Below are 14,500 nucleotides of genomic sequence, written 5' to 3' on the forward strand. Positions count from 1 at the left end.
GAATCCAGTGGAGCGACGCCGGCGACGGCCGGCGGCGGAGGGCGTTCGCGCGGCCGGCGGGCCGCGCCCGGTTGGCCGGAGGGCGCGGCGGCCGGCCCGCTCGCGCGCCGTCGCAGCAGTCTACGGCAAGACGGCCGCGGGCGGCGCGGGATCGATCGGCGCGGCCTCTGAGTGACATTGGGCAACATCATCAATGGCGCGCGCGGCGCGGCTTAGAATCGTCGTCACGACCTGATACCTGATACCCATCGCAGGAGAGACGCAATGACGGGATGGAATCACGCGCGGCAAGCGCGCGACGCACGCCTCGCGGCCGGCGCGCAGTTCGCGCGCGGCAAGCGGGTGGCGGCCGACGACGCGACGGCCTTGCTCGAGGCGGTGCTGCGCCCCGGGGATCGCGTCTGCCTGGAAGGCGACAACCAGAAGCAGGCGGACCTGCTCGCCACGGCGCTCGCCGAGGTCGACAGCGCGAAGATCCACGGCCTGCACATGGTGCAGTCGGGCATCGTGCTGCCCGAACACCTCGACGTGTTCGAGCGCGGCATCGCGAAACGGCTCGACTACGCCTATTCCGGCCCGCAGTCGCAGCGCATCGCCAAGCTGCTGTTCGGCGGGCGCATCGAACTGGGCGCCGTCCACACCTACCTGGAACTGTTCGCGCGCTACTTCATCGACCTGACGCCGCAGGTCGCGCTGATCGCGGCGGTCAGCGCCGACGCCGACGGCAACCTCTACACCGGCCCGAACACCGAGGACACGCCCACCGTGGTCGAGGCCACCGCGTTCAAGGACGGCATCGTGATCGCGCAGGTCGACCGGATCGTCGACCGCGTGCCGCGCGTGGACATCCCCGGCGACCGCGTGCATTTCGTGGTCGAGGCCGGCCGGCCGTTCTTCGTCGAGCCGCTGTTCACGCGCGACCCGGCCGCGATCACCGAGACCCAGATCCTCACCGCGATGCTCGCGATCAAGGGCATCTACGAGCCCTACGGCGTGCGCCGCCTGAACCACGGCATCGGCTTCAACACGGCCGCCATCGAGCTGCTGCTGCCCACCTACGGCGAGCGCCTCGGCCTGAAGGGCAAGGTCTGCACGCACTGGGCGCTGAACCCGCACCCCACGCTGATCCCGGCGATCGAGTCGGGCTGGGTCGAGCAGGTCCACTGCTTCGGCTCCGAGGTCGGCATGGACGAATACATCCGCGCGCGCTCCGACGTGTTCTTCACGGGCGCCGACGGCTCGCTGCGCTCTAACCGCGCGTTCTGCCAGACGGCCGGCCTGTACGGCTGCGACATGTTCATCGGCTCGACGCTGCAGATCGACCTGGCCGGCCATTCCTCGACCGTCACCGAGAACCGCATCGCCGGCTTCGGCGGCGCGCCGAACATGGGCAGCGACGCGCGCGGCCGGCGCCATCCGAGCGAGCCGTGGCTGAAGGCGGGCGAGCAGGCCGATCCGGCCACGCCGGCGGCGCTGCGGCGCGGCCGCAAGCTGGTGGTGCAGATCGGCGAGACCTTCGGCGAGAAGAACGTGCCGATGTTCGTCGAGCAGCTCGACGCGCTGCGGCTGGCCGACAGGCTCTCGCTCGATCTCGCGCCGATCATGGTGTACGGCGACGACGTCACGCACGTGGTCACCGAGGAAGGCATCGCGAACCTGCTGCTGTGCCGCGACGCCGACGAACGCGAGCATGCGATCCGCGGCGTGGCGGGCTACACCGAGATCGGCCGCGGCCGTGACCGGCGGCTCGTCGAGCGGCTGCGCGAGCGCGGCGTGATCCGGCGCCCCGAGGATCTCGGCATCGATCCGCTCGACGCGGACCGGCGGCTGCTGGCCGCGCGCTCGGTGAAGGATCTCGTGCATTGGTCGGGCGGGCTCTACGCGCCGCCGTCGCGTTTTCGGAACTGGTAACGGAACCGTGCGACGCGGCTGGCGGGAAGCGCCGCGTCGCATGACAACCCGCGGCCCCGCGCGCCTGCGCGAACGGCCGAGGACGGAGGGATCGAATGGAACAGCTCAATTATCGTCACGTCGCGCGCGAGCGCGCGGCCGGTGACGCGGCCTCGGCGCTGGTCGGCGTGGTCGCGTCGGGCAATCTCGAGGTGCTGGTCGAGCGCGTGCTGCCCGGCAACGCGTGCGAGATCGACATCCAGACCGCCGCCACCGGCTTCGGCGAGGTCTGGCAGGCGGTGGTCGCCGATTTCGTCGAGCGGCGCTCGCCGGGCGGCCTGCGGCTGTCGATCAACGACGGCGGTGCGCGGCCCGACACGGTGGCGCTGCGGCTCGCGCAGGCGGTGCGCGCGATCGAGGGAGACGCGCGATGAACGGTTTCGATCCGATCGCGGCCGGCGCGAGCTGGTACGAGGCGTCGGCGCGCCAGCGCATCGACGGGCTGGTCGATGCCGGCACGTTCGCCGAATTCGTCGGCCCGGCCGAGCGCGAGATGAGTCCGCACCTGCCGCTGTTCGACCTGCCGCGCCAGTTCGACGACGGCATGATCGTCGGGCGCGCCGCGCTCGATGGCCGCGCGGTGCTGGTGGCCGCGCAGGAAGGGCGCTTCATGGGCGGCGCGTTCGGCGAGGTGCATGGTGCCAAGCTCACCGGGCTGCTGCGCGCGGCGCGCGAGCTCGGCACGCCGGTGCTGATCCTGTTCGACACCGGCGGCGTGCGGCTGCAGGAAGCCAACGCCGGCGAGCTCGCGATCGCCGAGATCATGCGGGCGCTGATCGACGCACGCACGGCCGGCGTGCCGGTGATCGGGCTGGTCGGCGGTCGCGCCGGCTGCTACGGCGGCGGCGGCCTGCTGGCCGCGTGCTGCTCGGCGCTGGCGGTCTCGGAGCCGGGCCGCATCAGCGTATCGGGTCCGGAGGTGATCGAGACCAACCGCGGCGTCGAGGAATTCGATTCGAAGGACCGCGCGCTGGTCTGGCGCACCATGGGCGGCAAGCATCGCCGGCTGATCGGCGGCGTCGAGCGCTTCGTCGACGACACGCTGCCCGCGTTCCGCGCCGCCGCGCTCGCGCTGCTCGCGGCGCGCCACGGCTTCGAACTCGACGTGCTCGAAGCCGAGCAGGCGCGGCTCGAGGCACGGCTCGCCGCGTTCGGCGATTGTGGCGACGCGCGCGACGTCTGGCGCCGGCTCGGCGCGACCGAAGCCGAGGCCGAGGCCATTCCCGCGATGCCCGGCGAGACCTTCGCCGCGCTCGCCGACCGTCTTCAGGAGGGGCGCGATGACGCTCGATGAGATTCTCACTTCGTTCGATCACGACCTGACCCGCCGCGACGACGGCCTGCTGGCCGGGCGCGCCACGCTCGACGGCCGGCAGGTGGACGTGATCGGCGTGTCGGGCCGCGCGTTCGTCGGCGTCGACGAGGCGCTGTGGCTGTCGGCGCGCGTGCTCGACACCGTGCGGCGCGGCGGCGACACGCCGATCCTCGTGCTGCTCGACAGCGGCAGCCAGCGCATGAGCAAGCGCGACGAGCTGCTGGGCCTCAACGAATGCCTGTCGCATCTGGCCAAGAGCCTGATGCTCGCGAGCGGGCGCGGCCATCCGACCATCGGGCTGCTGTACGGCGGCACGGCGGCCGGCGCGTTCATCGCGACCGCGCTCGCCACGCGCGTGCTGCTCGCGCTGCCGGGGGCCGAGCCGGCCGTGATGGACCTGCCGTCGATGGCGCGCGTGACCAAGCTGCCGCTCGAGGTGCTCGAAGAGAAGGCGAAGTCGACGGCCGTGTTCGCGCCGGGCCTCGCCAATCTGGAACAGACGGGCGCCGTGGACGCAGTGCTCGATCCCGCGCAGCCGCTCGCGGCGCAGGTTGCTCGCTGGCTTGCCGAACCGGCCGCGCGCGCCGACGGTCGCGACCGGCTCGGCAAGGCGCGCGGCGGCCGCCCGGCGGCGGCGCGCATCGCGCAACGGGTTCATGAACTCGCCCGCTCAGGCGGCTGAAGCCGCACGGATTCGGCATCGCGTCGTGCACATCGCGCCCGACGCGTGGGCGGCGCTTGCCGGGCCGCTCGTCGCGCGGCTGGCGCTGCCGGCCGACGACGCGGTGGTGATCCGCGAATGGGCCGCGCGTGGCCGGCCGTTGATGGTGCGGCGCGCCGGGCCGTGCGACGCGGCCAGCCCGGGCGTGCCGCTTGGTCTGCCGCTGCCGCCGTCGATGGGCAAGCGGCGGATTGGCGTGGTGGTGCCGGTGGATGCGATCGTGTCGAGCGAGGCGCCGCCCGCGCTCGCCGCGCTGCGGGATGTCGCGCCCGAGACGTGGCGCGCGACGATCGATGCGCTCGATGCGCTCGCGCGTCGCCATCGGGTCGGTTGCCGTGCGTTCGGTAGTCTTGCCTGGCAGGCGTTGACGGGGCTGACTTATTTGTCTCCTGGCTCGGATCTCGATTTGCTGTTCGAGTTGCCGGCTGGATCGGCCGGCGGGCGCGAGGCGCTAGCCGCGTTGCTCGACGGCATTGCCACCTGCGACGCGGCTGCGCCGATGCGGATCGACGGCGAGTTGATCCGCACCGATGGCGCCGGCGCGAACTGGCGCGAATGGCATGCGGCGCGCGGCGAGCATGACGAGATCGTCGCGAAGACGGCGGCCGAAGTCGTGCTGATGACGCCGCGTGCGTTCCTGGAGGGCGCGGTATGACGCAAGGGCTGCGTGTGGCATGGGTGCCGGTCGGAGCAGGGTTTGCCGCTGCCTTGCCGGCTTCGCCCGAGGCGATCGCCGAGCTTGGCGCGACCTGCCTGCGCCTCGAAGTCCAGACCTGGCCGAAGCCAGGGCTCGTCAGCGAGGTGGACACCGGCAGTCACGACGACATGGATGCCGGCACGTTCGCGCGCAGCGCTGCCGCGATCCGGCCATATCTGGCCGAACTCGCGGCGGCCGGCGCCGCGCGCGCGGAGATGGCCGTGCTGCGGCGCATCGGCCTGCGTGCCGAGCACGCGATGCTCGCGGCGACGGGCGGCGTGAATACGCATCGTGGGGCGATCTTCGGGCTTGGTTTGCTGTGTGCGGCGGCGGGTTTGCGCGCTGCGATGGGGGCGGGTGAGCTTGCCTCGGGGATGTCGGCGTTGAGCGCGCCGGCTTTGTATACATCGGTTTCGGGTGCGCCTACTTCAGGCACGTCAGCTTTCGGTGCTTCAATTCCCGGCGCTTCAATTCCCGCAGCGGTTCCGACCCTCGGCGAAATCGTCGCGCAGCAGTGGGGCGCCGAGATCCTCGTCGGGCCGCGTGCCTCGGACAGCCACGGCGAGATGGCGGTACGCCGCCACGGCGTCGGCGGCGCGCGCCAGGAGGCCGCGAGCGGTTTCCCGAGCGTCTACCAAATCGGGCTGCGGGCCCTGCGCGAGGCGCAGGCGCTGCGTCCCGGCGATGCGCTCGCCGCGCGCGTACAGGCCTGCTTCGCGCTGATCGCGGCCGTTGCCGACACGAACCTGCTGCATCGCGGCGGCGCCGGCGGCCTCGCGTTCGCGCAGCGCCGCGCGCGCGATTTCCTCGCGCGCGGCGGCATCGGCGCGGCGGACTGGCTCGCGCGCGCCGAGGCCGTCCATCGCGCGTTCGTCGTGCGCCGGCTAAGCCCCGGCGGCGCGGCCGACCTGCTCGCGATGAGCCTGTTCGCGGCCGCCAGCGAGGCGCCATGACGATCGCGCTGCTGTGCTCCGGGCAGGGACGGCAAGGCCCCGACATGTTCGAGCTGATCGGCGAGGGCGGCATGCCGCCCTCGCTCGAACCGCTGTTCGCGCAGGCGGCCGGCTGGTTCGGCGCCGATCCGCGCGACTGGGTGCGCACGGCCGATGACGACGCGTTGCGCGGCAACGGCGCCGCGCAGCGGCTCTGCACGCTCCACGCGATCGCCACCCATGCGCGGCTCGCGCCATTGCTGCCGAGGCGGCGCTGCGTGGCCGGCTACAGTGTCGGAGAGATCGCCGCGTGGCATGTGGCCGGACGGATCGGCGCGAGCGACACGCTCGACCTGATCGCCGCGCGCGCCGACGCGATGGACGCGGCCAGCACCGGCGACGAGGGCATGCTGTTCGTGCGCGGGCTGGGGCGCGCCGCCGTGGAGGCGCTTTGCGCCGGGCGCGACGCCGCGATCGCGATCGTCAATCCCGGCGATGCCTGGGTGCTGGCCGGCGCGGCCGACGCGCTGGCCGGGCTGGCCGACGCGGCGCACGCGCAGGGCGCCACCCGCGTGGCGCCGGTGCCGGTGCGGATCGCCTCGCATACGCGCCGGCTGGCCTCGGCGGTGCCGGTGTTCCGTGCCGCGCTCGGCGCCGTGAGCCTGAGCCGCGGCGCGGCCGGCACGCGGCTCGTCAGCGGCATCGACGGCGCCGTCGTGATCGATGACGGCGGCGGCCTCGACAAGCTCGCGCGGCAGATCGCCGAACCCGTCGATTGGGCGGCCTGCCTCGCCGCCTGCGTGGAGGCCGGCGCGAGCGCGTTCGTCGAACTCGGGCCGGGGCGCGCGCTGGCCGAGATGGCGTCCGGCGCGTATCCGTCGATTCCCGCGCGCAGCCTTGCTGATTTCCGCTCTTGGGATGGCGTGCGGGCGTGGCTGGAGCGCGTGGCCGGCGCCTGATCGTCCGGCTGGCGCGGGGGCTTCGATCTTGCCGTGGCTTGGCGGTGCCAGCCGGCGCCGGCGCAGCAAACCACGGTGCCACGATGGCGTCCGTCGCGCATCCATCGATACCCGCGCGCAGCCTCGCCGATTTCCGCTCGTGGGACAGCCTTCTATCTAGTCTGGCTGGAGCGAGTGGCTGGCACCTGGTCGGTCGCCGCTGCAAACCACGAAACCACAAGCCCCCCAAAACCAACGCATCGCCAGCCCGTTTGTCGAGCGGCGCGCGCGGGTTCGTCGTCGCGGCGCCACGCTCGGCGCAAACCGCTTGCGGCCCGATCCGGCGTGATTACAATACGCGCCCGATGAAACCGTATGCCTGCCTCGTCGCGCTCGCCGTCGCGATCCTCGCCCTCGCTTCCCCCAGTGTTTTCGCGCTGCCGGCGCCGTTCGTCGGCGCGGCCACGAGCACCGCCACGAGCCTCTATTTCGCGCCCGACGACGCGCCCGTCGATCCCGCCGTCGAACTCGTGCGCGCCGCGCGCCAGCGCGTGCTGGTGGCGGGCTACGACGCGGTGCCGCCGGCGCTGGCCGCGGCGCTGCGCGACGCCTGCGCGCGCGGTGTGGCGGTGCGCGTCGTGCTCGACCGTTCAGGGCGCCGCGTGCGCTACAGCGGCACGGCATTTCTCGCGGAGGCGGGCATCGGTTTTGCGTCCACGCGTCGGCCCGGACTGATGCGCCAGCCGTTCGTGGTCGTCGACGACGCGGTCGCGATCAGCGCGCCGGCGGGCGTGGCGGCAATCGCCACCGCCGCGCGGGCAGGCGATCCGATGCGCGGGCTGAACGTGTTTCGCGGCGTGCCGCAGTTCGCGCAGACCTATGCGCATGCGTTCTGGCGCCTCTATCGCCTGGCCGGCGGCCGTTGAGCGGAGCCGCCGCGCCGACGAACCCGAAATCGAGCCGGGCGCGGAATCCCGGGCAACCGGGCCGACCGCAATCCGGACGGCTCGATGCGCTCGCTGCGCGCGGCCTGTCGCTACGGCGATCCCGCTGTCATCCCGCCGTCACGCCGCTCTGGCCCCATACGGGCCGAAGCGGCCTTGCCGAGGCGCCGAGGCGCGTCCTCGCGGCGAGCCCGGCAGCCTGCCGGCCACGGCCCGGCACCGGCGGCGCCGGTGGCGCACCGCCTGATTCGCTTGCACAATAGCCGCTCCCACGACGAGGCAGACGATGGCGACCACGGTCGAGACTCTCCAGTTCGCGGCTCGCGACGGAAGACCGTTGATGGGCTCGCTTCACATTCCCGGCAGATCGAACGGACGCGCGGTGCTGCTGAGCGGCGCGCTCGGCGTGCCGCGCGCGCGTTACGACGGCTACGCGCGGTTCCTCGCCGAGGCCGGTTTCCCGGTCCTGACGTTCGACTATCGCGGCATCGGCGGCTCGCGCGCACCGGGCGGCCGGCCCGAGCGCGCGACGCTGCGGCAGTGGGGCGAGGCGGATCTGCCGGCCGCGCTCGACTGCCTCGTCTCGCGCACGCCCGGCGCGCGCTACTTCGCGATCGGCCACGGCGCGGGCGGCCGGCTGCTCGGCGGCGCGCCGAATCTGGCGCAGCTGGAAGGCATCGTCACGATCGCGACCGGCACCGGCCACTGGGCCGATGCGCGCGGCGCGGCGCGCCTCGTGCTCGCGCTGCTCGCCTACGGCGTGCTGCCGCTCGCGGGCCGCTTCACCGCGCGCGTGCCGGGGCGTCTCGTCGGCGCCGGCGCCGAGGTGCCGGCCGGCGTCGCGCTCGACTGGGCGCGCGGCTGCCGGCACGCGGCGGCCGGCATCGACGCGGCGGGACGCGCCGGCTTCGAGGCTTATCGCGGCCCGCTGCTCGCCTACGCGGTCGAGGACGATCCGTTCTCGCCGCGCGCCGCCGTTGCGGCGCTGCATCGCCGCTTCTCGGGCGCTCGTGTCGAGCTGCGTGAGATCGCACCGCACGCGGGCCAGCGGCCGATCGGCCGCGACGGTTACTTCCGCGACGACAACCGCGCGCTCTGGCCATCGGCCGTGGCGTGGCTCATCGCGGCCTGAGCGGCGTGGGCCGGTGCTGACCGGTCTCCCACGCCGGCGCAACGCTGTTACATTGACCGATCCCCGTTGACAGGAGAGAGATTCAGATGAAGCTGATCGGAATGCTGGATTCGCCCTACGTGCGCCGCGCCGCGGTGTCGGCCAAGCTGCTTGGCTTCTCGTTCGAGCACGAGCCGCTGTCGGTGTTTCGTCATTTCGACGCGTTCAAGGCGGTGAACCCGGTCGTGAAGGCGCCGACGCTGCTGACCGACGACGGCACCATGGTGCTCGACTCGTCGCTGATCGTCGATTACCTCGATCATCTGGTCGAGCCGGAGCGGCGCCTGCTGCCGGTCGATGCCGCCGGGCGGCTGCGTTCGCTCGAGCTGATCGGGCTCGCGCTGGCGGCGGCCGAGAAGACGGTGCAGATCGCCTATGAATACGGCCTGCGTCCCGACGACAAGCAGCACCAGCCGTGGCTCGACCGGATTCTCGGGCAGCTCGACGGCGCCTATGGCGCGCTCGAGGCGCGCATCCTCGGCACCACCGGCTGGCTGCTCGGCGAGCGAATCACCCAGGCCGACGTCACGACGGCCGTGGTCTGGCGCTTCACGCAATACGTGCGCGGCGACCATCCGATCCTCGGCGGCGTCGACGCGGCACGCTATCCGACCATCGCGGCGCTGTCCGAACGCGCCGAGGCACTGCCGGAGTTCGCCGGCACGCCGCTCGACTGACTCGCCGGCGGACCGCTCGCGCGAGGCGAGCGGCGATTGTTCAGGCGGGCCAACAAGTGACTTCGGCGTTTGCGCATTTATCGGCGACAGGGCAATCCGTAGAATCCACTACGTCGAATCCCAGTCTGCCCGCCGGAGCCCGCCATGAGAACCCTGATCGAAAACCGCCTGTATCACCCGTCCGTCGTGCTGCCGATGGTCTCGCTGATGCAACTGATGGTGACGCTCGACTTCAATCTCGGGCAGGTCGGTTTCGTGGTGGCGGGGCGCGGCGTGCGCACGGTGGTCGAGCGCTCGCGCTCGTTCGTCAGCTGCCTCGCCTGCCGGCAGGCCTGCCGCGGCTGCAGCGTGCATTGAGCGCCGCGCGGTACCGCGCCGGCGGATCGACCGCCGGCGCATCCCGGACCGATCGACACGACACCCCCGCCTGCGCGGGGGTGTCGGTTTTTGGGGCCGGCGGTGGCGGCGCGGCGCGTCGATAAAAAAAACACCGCGCCGACCCGGAAGGTCGGCGCGGTGTCATGAAGCGGTGCGGCGGTGATGGGCAGCGGCGGCTTACGCCCGCGCGGCCGACACGCTCGGATAGCCGGGGCTGTCGTCGTTCGACGCCTGCTCGCGCAGTTCGCGCACCAGCGCATGCGCTTCGCGGCGCGAGGCGACGGCGGGCGGCGAGCCTTCCAGCGGCTGGCGTGCCGTCTCGCGCAGCGTCAGCACCGACACCGCGCCGATCACGGCGGCCCCCATCAGGTAATAGGCGGGCATCATCAAGTTGCCGGTGCGATCGACCAGCCATGCCGTGACGAGCGGCGTCGTGCCGCCGAACAGCGACACCGAGATGTTGAAGCCGATCGCGAGCGCGCCGTAGCGGATCTCGGTGGGGAACAGCGCCGGCAGCGCCGACGGCATCACGCCGCAGAAGCACGACAGCAGCACGCCGAGGATCATCAGGCCGCCGAACACCGGCAGCATCTCGCCGGTGCGGATCAGCATCAGCGCCGGGATCGACAGCGCGATCAGGCCGATACAGCCGGCCAGCATCACCGGCTTACGGCCGACCGCGTCGGACAGGCGGCCGGCCGCCAGCGTCATCGGCATCATCAGCACCATCACGAGCAGCACCAGCAGCAGGCCGTGCGTCTCGTTGAAATGCAGCGTCGACGACAGGTAGCTCGGCAGATACGACAGCGCCATGTAGTCGGTCACGTTGAAGATCAGCACGAGGCCCACGCAGAGCAGCATCGCGCGCCAGTGGCGGCCGAGCGTCTCGGTGAATTTGACCTTCGGCATCGACTTGTCCTGCGCCTCGCGCAGTTCGGCCTGACGCTTGAAAGCCGGCGTTTCCTCGAGCTTCATCCGGATGTAGAGCCCGATCAGGCCGAGCGGGCCGGCCACCAGGAACGGCACGCGCCAGCCCCACGACAGCAGCGCGTCGTGCGGCAGCAGCGCCGCCAGCACCGCGACCGTGCCGGCGCCGAGCACGTAGCCGATCAACGTGCCGAACTCGAGGAAGCTGCCCATGAAGCCGCGGCGCTTGTCGGTCGAGAACTCGGCGATGAAGGTGGCCGCGCCGCCGTACTCGCCGCCGGTCGAGAAGCCCTGCACGAGGCGGGCGACCAGCAGTAGCACCGGCGCGAGGATGCCGATCGAGTGGTAGCTCGGGATCAGGCCGATCGAGAAGGTGCCGAGCGCCATCATGATCATCGTCATGGCGAGCACGCGCTGGCGGCCGATGCGGTCGCCGAGCGGGCCGAACACCATGCCGCCGAGCGGTCGCACGAGGAACGCGGCCGCGAACGTGCCGAAGGTGGCGAGCAGCTGCGCGGACGGGTTGCTGGACGGGAAGAACACCTGGCCGAGCGTGACGGCGATGTAGCTGTAGACGCCGAAATCGAACCATTCCATGGCATTGCCGATGGCCATCGCGCGGACCGCGCGCTTGAGCAGGCTCTGGTCGACGACGGTGATGTCGCTGACGGTGACGGGGGCGTCGGTGGACGACGCGGAAGCAGCGGCGGGGCTGACGTGTGAGGCGGTCAAGATTTGGGCTCCTTTGACAGCGGACGAAGCACGGGCCTGGCGGCACGCGTTTCGCCACGGTTTGCCGGGGAGCGCAGCGGCGTGGCGGCACGGAACGTCGGCGCACGGTGACGCCGGTCGGAAAGGGGGCCGCGTGCGGCGCGCCATTGGCCGCCGCGTCGATGCGCTCATGAGATTGCCGCCGGGCTGGCCTGATTAGGGGGACCGGCGGCGACCGGTGCGCGGCGTGGCGCCTGCGAGACCGGTGACGAAACCCTGTGAAGGGCGTTGAAACGAAGCGGACGCGCCGAAACGGGACGCCCTGCCTGTGATCGATATTTCGTGCGACGAAGCGAGGGCGGAAACCGCGGACGCTCGTAGCGACAACCTAAATGAACGAAATAGATAATGAAAGAGCCGCTATGATAGCACGATGACAGACGATCGGGCAAATTGCCTGCCAGGCCCCGCCCGACGGGGCTTTGCCGAGGGATAATCGGGGCCGGCCGATTTTGCGCGCGCCCGCCTCGCAGGCGGCGTTCCCGCATCGGCCAGCGGCGTTCGCTTGCCGCCTGCTTTCCGTTCCGGTTCACGATTGCCGTTTTCGCTTCCCATGCCCGACCTGATCAAGATCGCCGGATTGTTCGTCCTGACCGCACTGGCCGAAATCGTCGGCTGCTATCTGCCCTGGCTGGTGCTGAAGGGCGGGCGCAGCGCCTGGCTGCTGGTGCCGGCGGCCGTCTCGCTCGCGCTGTTCGCCTGGCTGCTGACGCTGCACCCGAGCGCGGCCGGCCGCACCTATGCGGCCTATGGCGGCGTCTATATCGCGGTGGCGCTGGTCTGGCTGCGCGTGGTGGACGGGATGGCGCTGTCGCGCTGGGATTGGGCCGGCGCGGTGCTGGCGCTGGCCGGGATGGCCGTGATCGCGTTGCAGCCGCGCGTCTGAGCGCGAGGAGGGAGGAACGCCCCGCGCCGGAGCGGCTGCGGGGTAAAGCGGGGCAAGCGGCGCCCGCGAAGGCGCCAGGCCCGCTCAGGCGGCTGGCGCCGCCTCCTGACGCCAGACGCAGGCGCCCTTGACCGACTTGTCGAGGTCGTCGAGCTGCGCCTGATGCGCGGCCAGCTCCTGCTCGCTCGCCGCGAGCACCGGCAGGTCGAGCGAGGCGAACGACACGCGCGAGCCGCCCGCCTCGCCGCCGTGGTCGCCGCCGTCGCCGAGCATGTCGATCACGAGGCTTTCCTGGCCGCGCGTCATCGCCAGATAGACCTCGGCGAGCAGTTCCGAGTCGAGCAGCGCGCCGTGCAGCGTGCGGTGCGCGTTGCTGATGCCGAACCGGTCGCACAGCGCGTCGAGCGAGTTGCGCTTGCCGGGGAACATCGACTTGGCCTGCACCAGCGTATCGATCACGCCGTCGCAGTGCTCGAGCAGCGGCGGCATGCCGAGCCGCTCGAATTCGGCGTCGATGAAGCCGATGTCGAACGGCGCGTTGTGGATGATCAGCTCGCCGCCGCGCACGAAATCGCGCAGCGCCTCGGCGATCTCGGCGAACTTCGGCTTGTCGCTGAGGAACGCGGTGGTGAGGCCGTGGACGGCGAGCGCGCCCGGATCGCTGTCGCGCTCGGGATTCACGTAGAAGTGCAGATTGTTGCCGGTCAGCCGGCGGTTCAGCATTTCGACGCAGCCGATTTCGATGATGCGGTCGCCGTTGCGGGCGTTGAGGCCGGTGGTTTCGGTATCGAGGATGATCTGACGCATGACGATTCTTCAAAAAGTGCCGGCGCGCGGGCCGGGCAGGGCGGCGCCGGGCAACTGACCCGGCGCGGCGGAATGCGGACGGCGTGTGCAGCTGGCTGCGCGGCAGGCGGCGGGATGCCCGCTCATGCCCGCTGCGACAGTGATTCGACGCCGCGGTTGGCGAGTCCGTCGGCGCGCTCGTTCTCGGCGTGCCCGGCGTGGCCCTTGACCCAGCGCCATTCGATCTCGTGCTGGCCGACCAGCGCGTCGAGCTGCTTCCAGAGGTCGGCGTTCTTCACCGGCGTCTTCGCGGCGGTCACCCAGCCCTTTTTCTTCCAGCCGTGGATCCATTCGCTGATGCCTTTCTGCACGTACTGCGAATCGGTGTGGACGACCACGCGGCAGGGGCGCTTGAGCGCCTCGAGCGCCTTGATCACGGCGAGCAGCTCCATCCGGTTGTTGGTGGTGCCGGGCTCGCCGCCGAACAGTTCCTTTTCCTGGTCGCCGAAGCGCAGCAGCGCGCCCCAGCCGCCGGGGCCGGGATTGCCCTTGCAGGCGCCGTCGGTATAGATGTCGATCAGTTGCAACGTCATGAGTGTTCTTGATGAGTGGTAGGGGTCGCGGCGGGCGCGAGGCCGGGCGCGCGAACGGGTTTCCGGACCCGGATCGGACCGACCAGCCGCATCTCGCGCACGCGCTTGACGGCGGTCACCATGTAGACCGCGCCGAAGATCGGCCACCAGCGGTCGCCGGCGGCCTCCATGAAGGCGTAACGCGCCATCCACTTGTCGGTGGCGAGCGGCGGCCGATAGCAGCCGAAGCGGCCGCGCTCGATGTCGAAGCCGAGCAGCTTCATCCAGTCCTTCAGACGAATGAACGCGATCGGGTCGCGCGCGGCCGGCACGAACGGCCGGTGCGCGATGCGCCCGACCGACTGGCGCGCGCCCCACAGGCTCAACGAGTTGAAGCCGGTGATCACGAGCCGGCCTTCCGGCATCAGCACGCGTTCGGCCTCGCGCAGCAGGCGGTGCGGATCGGTGGTGAATTCGAGCGTGTGCGGCATCACGATCAGGTCCACGCTCTGCGATTCGAACGGCAGGTCGAGCAGGTCGCACCAGACGGTGCTGCGCCCGGCCGGGGCGTGGTGCGGGCCGGGCGGGTCGCCCGCCCACGGGTAGCGGAACGGCTCGCTCGCGCCGCTGGCGGGATCGAGCACGAGCCCGCGGCCCGGCATGCGGTTCTCGCGCAGCGAATCGAGCTGGGGCAGGCCGAGCTGCAGGGCGTGGAAGCCGAACACGTCGGACACCACGCGGTCGAGCTGGGCCTGTTCCCACTCGAGCACGTAGCGGCCGGGCGGCGAGGCGCTCCAGGCGGGCCAGTCTATAATCGGACGGTCTGACATATCGA

General features: G+C 71.5%; 16 protein-coding genes. 12 read left to right on the plus strand and 4 right to left on the minus strand.

Annotation, left to right across the window (positions count from 1 at the left end):
* Window positions 1-264: 264 nt before the first annotated feature.
* The 11 genes from mdcA to BpN12_RS21090 all read left to right on the plus strand — a co-directional run bounded on the left by mdcA (window position 265) and on the right by BpN12_RS21090 (window position 9,702).
* Complete coding sequence (gene mdcA / locus BpN12_RS21040) at window positions 265-1,911, plus strand: malonate decarboxylase subunit alpha (protein ID WP_246797387.1); 1,647 nt, start codon at window positions 265-267, stop codon at window positions 1,909-1,911.
* 95 nt (window positions 1,912-2,006) lie between these two features.
* The gene (gene mdcC, locus BpN12_RS21045) at window positions 2,007-2,324 is read left to right on the plus strand and encodes a malonate decarboxylase acyl carrier protein (RefSeq protein ID WP_246797388.1); all 318 of its coding nucleotides are present in this window, start codon (window positions 2,007-2,009) and stop codon (window positions 2,322-2,324) included.
* Window positions 2,321-3,244: a biotin-independent malonate decarboxylase subunit beta gene (locus BpN12_RS21050; RefSeq protein WP_246797389.1), complete on the plus strand. Its 924-nt coding sequence runs from the start codon at window positions 2,321-2,323 to the stop codon at window positions 3,242-3,244. The genes mdcC and BpN12_RS21050 overlap by 4 nt, the downstream gene beginning before the upstream one ends.
* The gene (mdcE, locus tag BpN12_RS21055) at window positions 3,231-3,947 is read left to right on the plus strand and encodes a biotin-independent malonate decarboxylase subunit gamma (protein WP_246797390.1); all 717 of its coding nucleotides are present in this window, start codon (window positions 3,231-3,233) and stop codon (window positions 3,945-3,947) included. The genes BpN12_RS21050 and mdcE overlap by 14 nt, the downstream gene beginning before the upstream one ends.
* Window positions 3,922-4,641 (plus strand): malonate decarboxylase holo-[acyl-carrier-protein] synthase, encoded by a 720-nt coding sequence (gene mdcG / locus BpN12_RS21060; RefSeq protein WP_425306355.1) that lies wholly within the window; start codon window positions 3,922-3,924, stop codon window positions 4,639-4,641. The genes mdcE and mdcG overlap by 26 nt, the downstream gene beginning before the upstream one ends.
* Complete coding sequence (locus BpN12_RS21065; RefSeq protein WP_246797392.1) at window positions 4,638-5,636, plus strand: triphosphoribosyl-dephospho-CoA synthase; 999 nt, start codon at window positions 4,638-4,640, stop codon at window positions 5,634-5,636. The genes mdcG and BpN12_RS21065 overlap by 4 nt, the downstream gene beginning before the upstream one ends.
* Entirely contained in the window at window positions 5,633-6,574 is a 942-nt protein-coding gene (locus BpN12_RS21070) for an acyltransferase domain-containing protein (protein ID WP_246797393.1), read from the plus strand. The genes BpN12_RS21065 and BpN12_RS21070 overlap by 4 nt, the downstream gene beginning before the upstream one ends.
* 344 nt (window positions 6,575-6,918) lie before the next feature.
* Window positions 6,919-7,479, plus strand: coding sequence for a phospholipase D-like domain-containing protein (locus BpN12_RS21075; RefSeq protein ID WP_246797394.1), 561 nt, complete (start codon window positions 6,919-6,921; stop codon window positions 7,477-7,479).
* A gap of 358 nt (window positions 7,480-7,837) precedes the next feature.
* On the plus strand, window positions 7,838-8,629 hold the full coding sequence (locus tag BpN12_RS21080) for an alpha/beta hydrolase family protein (protein WP_246797395.1): 792 nt from the start codon (window positions 7,838-7,840) through the stop codon (window positions 8,627-8,629).
* 86 nt (window positions 8,630-8,715) lie between these two features.
* Window positions 8,716-9,345, plus strand: coding sequence for a glutathione S-transferase family protein (locus tag BpN12_RS21085; RefSeq protein ID WP_246797396.1), 630 nt, complete (start codon window positions 8,716-8,718; stop codon window positions 9,343-9,345).
* A 144-nt stretch (window positions 9,346-9,489) separates the two neighbouring features.
* Entirely contained in the window at window positions 9,490-9,702 is a 213-nt protein-coding gene (locus BpN12_RS21090; protein WP_246797397.1) for a hypothetical protein, read from the plus strand.
* A 198-nt stretch (window positions 9,703-9,900) separates the two neighbouring features.
* Here the strand turns inward: BpN12_RS21090 and proP are convergent, their stop codons facing one another.
* The gene (gene proP, locus BpN12_RS21095) at window positions 9,901-11,382 is read right to left on the minus strand and encodes a glycine betaine/L-proline transporter ProP (protein ID WP_246797398.1); all 1,482 of its coding nucleotides are present in this window, start codon (window positions 11,380-11,382) and stop codon (window positions 9,901-9,903) included.
* A gap of 592 nt (window positions 11,383-11,974) precedes the next feature.
* Here proP and BpN12_RS21100 point away from each other — a divergent pair.
* Window positions 11,975-12,307, plus strand: a complete 333-nt coding sequence (locus BpN12_RS21100; RefSeq protein WP_246797399.1) for a YnfA family protein — start codon at window positions 11,975-11,977, stop codon at window positions 12,305-12,307.
* Window positions 12,308-12,391: 84 nt separating this feature from the next.
* Here the strand turns inward: BpN12_RS21100 and dnaQ are convergent, their stop codons facing one another.
* The 3 genes from dnaQ to BpN12_RS21115 all read right to left on the minus strand — a co-directional run bounded on the left by dnaQ (window position 12,392) and on the right by BpN12_RS21115 (window position 14,495).
* Window positions 12,392-13,114 (minus strand): DNA polymerase III subunit epsilon, encoded by a 723-nt coding sequence (gene dnaQ / locus BpN12_RS21105; protein WP_246797400.1) that lies wholly within the window; start codon window positions 13,112-13,114, stop codon window positions 12,392-12,394.
* 122 nt (window positions 13,115-13,236) lie between these two features.
* Window positions 13,237-13,686: a ribonuclease HI gene (rnhA, locus tag BpN12_RS21110; protein ID WP_246797401.1), complete on the minus strand. Its 450-nt coding sequence runs from the start codon at window positions 13,684-13,686 to the stop codon at window positions 13,237-13,239.
* Window positions 13,683-14,495 carry a class I SAM-dependent methyltransferase gene (locus BpN12_RS21115; protein ID WP_246797402.1) on the minus strand — a complete coding sequence of 271 codons (813 nt, stop codon included), beginning with the start codon at window positions 14,493-14,495 and terminating at the stop codon, window positions 13,683-13,685. Before BpN12_RS21115 ends, rnhA begins: the two co-directional genes overlap by 4 nt.
* Window positions 14,496-14,500 lie beyond the last annotated feature (5 nt).

It is taken from the genome of Burkholderia perseverans, from assembly GCF_022870505.1.
GTDB classification, from domain to species: domain Bacteria; phylum Pseudomonadota; class Gammaproteobacteria; order Burkholderiales; family Burkholderiaceae; genus Burkholderia; species Burkholderia plantarii.

Coding starts and splice junctions, on each gene's coding strand:
- BpN12_RS21090 (WP_246797397.1), top strand. CDS start 9,490: ATGAGAACCCTGATCGAAAACCGCCTGTATCACCCGTCCGTCGTGCTG.
- mdcA (WP_246797387.1), top strand. CDS start 265: ATGACGGGATGGAATCACGCGCGGCAAGCGCGCGACGCACGCCTCGCG.
- BpN12_RS21080 (WP_246797395.1), top strand. CDS start 7,838: ATGGGCTCGCTTCACATTCCCGGCAGATCGAACGGACGCGCGGTGCTG.
- BpN12_RS21065 (WP_246797392.1), top strand. CDS start 4,638: ATGACGCAAGGGCTGCGTGTGGCATGGGTGCCGGTCGGAGCAGGGTTT.
- BpN12_RS21050 (WP_246797389.1), top strand. CDS start 2,321: ATGAACGGTTTCGATCCGATCGCGGCCGGCGCGAGCTGGTACGAGGCG.
- mdcE (WP_246797390.1), top strand. CDS start 3,231: ATGACGCTCGATGAGATTCTCACTTCGTTCGATCACGACCTGACCCGC.
- BpN12_RS21115 (WP_246797402.1), bottom strand. CDS start 14,495: ATGTCAGACCGTCCGATTATAGACTGGCCCGCCTGGAGCGCCTCGCCG.
- dnaQ (WP_246797400.1), bottom strand. CDS start 13,114: ATGCGTCAGATCATCCTCGATACCGAAACCACCGGCCTCAACGCCCGC.
- mdcG (WP_425306355.1), top strand. CDS start 3,922: ATGAACTCGCCCGCTCAGGCGGCTGAAGCCGCACGGATTCGGCATCGC.
- BpN12_RS21085 (WP_246797396.1), top strand. CDS start 8,716: ATGAAGCTGATCGGAATGCTGGATTCGCCCTACGTGCGCCGCGCCGCG.
- BpN12_RS21075 (WP_246797394.1), top strand. CDS start 6,919: ATGAAACCGTATGCCTGCCTCGTCGCGCTCGCCGTCGCGATCCTCGCC.
- mdcC (WP_246797388.1), top strand. CDS start 2,007: ATGGAACAGCTCAATTATCGTCACGTCGCGCGCGAGCGCGCGGCCGGT.
- BpN12_RS21070 (WP_246797393.1), top strand. CDS start 5,633: ATGACGATCGCGCTGCTGTGCTCCGGGCAGGGACGGCAAGGCCCCGAC.
- BpN12_RS21100 (WP_246797399.1), top strand. CDS start 11,975: ATGCCCGACCTGATCAAGATCGCCGGATTGTTCGTCCTGACCGCACTG.
- rnhA (WP_246797401.1), bottom strand. CDS start 13,686: ATGACGTTGCAACTGATCGACATCTATACCGACGGCGCCTGCAAGGGC.